Source organism: Roseateles sp. P5_B10 (assembly GCF_056400485.1).
In genome coordinates this window covers 1-2,314 of record NZ_JBFULE010000808.1, presented here as the reverse complement: position 1 = coordinate 2,314, position 2,314 = coordinate 1, and the positions used below count along the sequence as shown (strand labels likewise).

Genomic DNA, 2,314 nt, shown 5'->3' with positions numbered 1-2,314 from the left:
CATCAACACCGGGACGCCCGTGTCCTTGGAAAAGGCATCCCACGCGGCCGCATCCAGCGGCCGGCCGAAGGTGGCCACGGGCATCACCAGCGCCAGGCGGCGGTGGCGTGCGACCTCGCGCGCGAGCACCGGGCTGAGCTGCCAACTGCCCTCGGCGACGTCGGCGAACAGCACCCGCAGCCCCTGGCGCAGTGCAGCGGCTGCGGTGGCGGGAAAGGTGAAGGCGGGCATCAGCACCTCGCCGCCCCGCGGCAGGTCCAGCGCCGCCATCGCCAGTTCGAGGGCGGCGGTGCCACTGCTCGCCGTGCGGACATGCAGGTCCGACCCCACCGGCACGATCGACGCGACCGGCCAGTGCGCCGCGAGCGTCGCTTCCAGCTCCCGCACCAGCGGGCCGAAGTTGCCGTACTGGCGTGCGGCGTCGATGCGGCGCAGCCAGGGCATCAGCGCGTCCGCGCAGGGCAGGTCGGGAATCAGCAGCCGCATGCTCATGGCGCTGGCGCCGGGACAAGGCCGGGCACCTCGTCGTGCCCGATCTCGAAGTGCTCGGCCGGCAGGCCTGCACACCAGCGCTGCCACATGCGGCGAACGGCTCGCTCCAGGCCCCGCGCGACCGTGGCCGGCCGGCGCAGCGGCGTGGCCTGCCAGCGATCCCGCAGGCCCGCACGCAAGGCCGCCAGTGCCGGCAGGTCGCCGGCCCGGGCGGCAGCGATGGCGACGAACTCGTCGACGTCGCGCGCCACCCAGTCCTCCAGCCCGATGCGGCCCAGCACGCCGGCCGATTGGCAATGCGCCCGCCCGGGGCCGCGCAGCGTCACGACCGGCACGCCCATCGCGAGCGCATAGTTGGTCGTCGTGCCGCCACCGTAGGGCCAGCTGTCGAGCACAAGGTCCACCTCGCCGTGCAGGGCCAGGTAGTCGGCCAGCGCCACGGGCGGCCGGAACTGCAGCCGCGCCGCGGCAATGCCCTGCCGCGCGAACTCAGCCTCCAGGCGCTGCGCCTGCGCCGGCGCGGCGACGTAGCCGATCAGCAGGCGCGCATCCGGCACGGCGTGCAACACGCGGGCCCAGCCAGCGACGACCTCCGGGCCGATCTTGCGCACCGCGTTGAAGCTGCCGAAGCAGACCCGCCCCGCCGCCAGCGCCGGCAGCGGACCGACCTCCGGCAGCCGAACCAGCGGCGTGAACGTGCCCGAGCAGGGGATGCGCGCGAACTTCTCGACGTAGAAGTGCTCGTACAGGCCCGGCGGCGCATTGAAACGGTCGCACAGCGCGTAGTCCATGGCACGCAGGCCGGTCGTGTTGGGATAGCCGATCCACGTCACCTGCAGCGGCGCGGGCTTCATCGCAAAGCTCGGCAACCGGTGGCCGGCCGTGTGGCCCGATAGGTCAAACAGCACGTCGATCGCGTCGGCATGGATGCGGGCCGCCAGCGCCTCGTCGCCGAGGTCCCGCACGTCGCGCCAGACCTGGGCCAGCGGGCGCAGCCGCTCGGTGACTGCATCGCGCTTCGCACCGCCCGCGTAGACCCAGACTTCGATCTGCGTCCGGTCCAGCGCCGCCCAGACCGGCTCGATGAAGCCGGCCACGGGATGATCGTAGAGATCGCCCGAGACGAAGCCTACGCGCAGCCGCCGCGCCGGGTCGCACGGCTGCGCGAAGGCGAAGCCCGCAGCGGGCGCCGCGGCCTCGGCGCGCCGGCCGTATTCGACATGCGCGGCGAAGCTCTCCTCGGGCGCCAGGCTGCCATCGAGCGTGCCGTAGTACAGCCGGTTGCTGAACAGGGACAGGTCGCGCGGAAACTCATCGCGGCTTGCGCTGCAGTAGGCCGCAGCCTCGGCCGGGTCACCCCGGTGCGCAGCGTGCCAGGCCAGCAGGCGGCGCGCTTCCACGTTCTCGGGATCGAGTTCGAGGACGCGGCGATAGCTGTCCGGTCCGTCGGCTTCCTGCCCGGTGACCGTCAGGAAGCGGGCCAGGTTCAATTGAAACTCCACCGGCTGCGGCGCCAACGTCACCGCGCGCCGGCTGGCATCGATGGCTTCGGACATGCGCTGCGAAGCCGCCAGCGCGACGGCCAGGTTGTTGTGACGCGCCGCCTCCTGCGGTTCGTCACGCACCGCGCGGCGCGCCAGGCTCAACGCCTGCGGCAGGTCGCCTGCTTCCATCGCCGCGGCAAAAGCCTGCCAGGCCATCGTCCCGGCCGCCGTTCCGAGAATGCGCAGGTTGTCTCGGATTTCGGCATCGCCCGGTGCCAACTCGGCCGCACGGCGCAGCGCCGCCAGCGCGTCGCGATGCCGGCCAAGCTGCATATGGC

At 72.7% G+C, this 2,314-nt stretch carries 2 protein-coding genes; both read right to left on the bottom strand.

What is annotated here, in order from left to right; all coding sequences use genetic code 11:
• The coding region (locus AC1DU6_RS27910; RefSeq protein WP_477861100.1) for a DegT/DnrJ/EryC1/StrS family aminotransferase at nucleotides 1-492 on the bottom strand (492 nt) is incomplete at its 3' end.
• The coding region (locus tag AC1DU6_RS27905; protein WP_477861098.1) for an O-linked N-acetylglucosamine transferase, SPINDLY family protein at nucleotides 489-2,314 on the bottom strand (1,826 nt) is incomplete at its 5' end. The genes AC1DU6_RS27910 and AC1DU6_RS27905, both read right to left, overlap by 4 nt.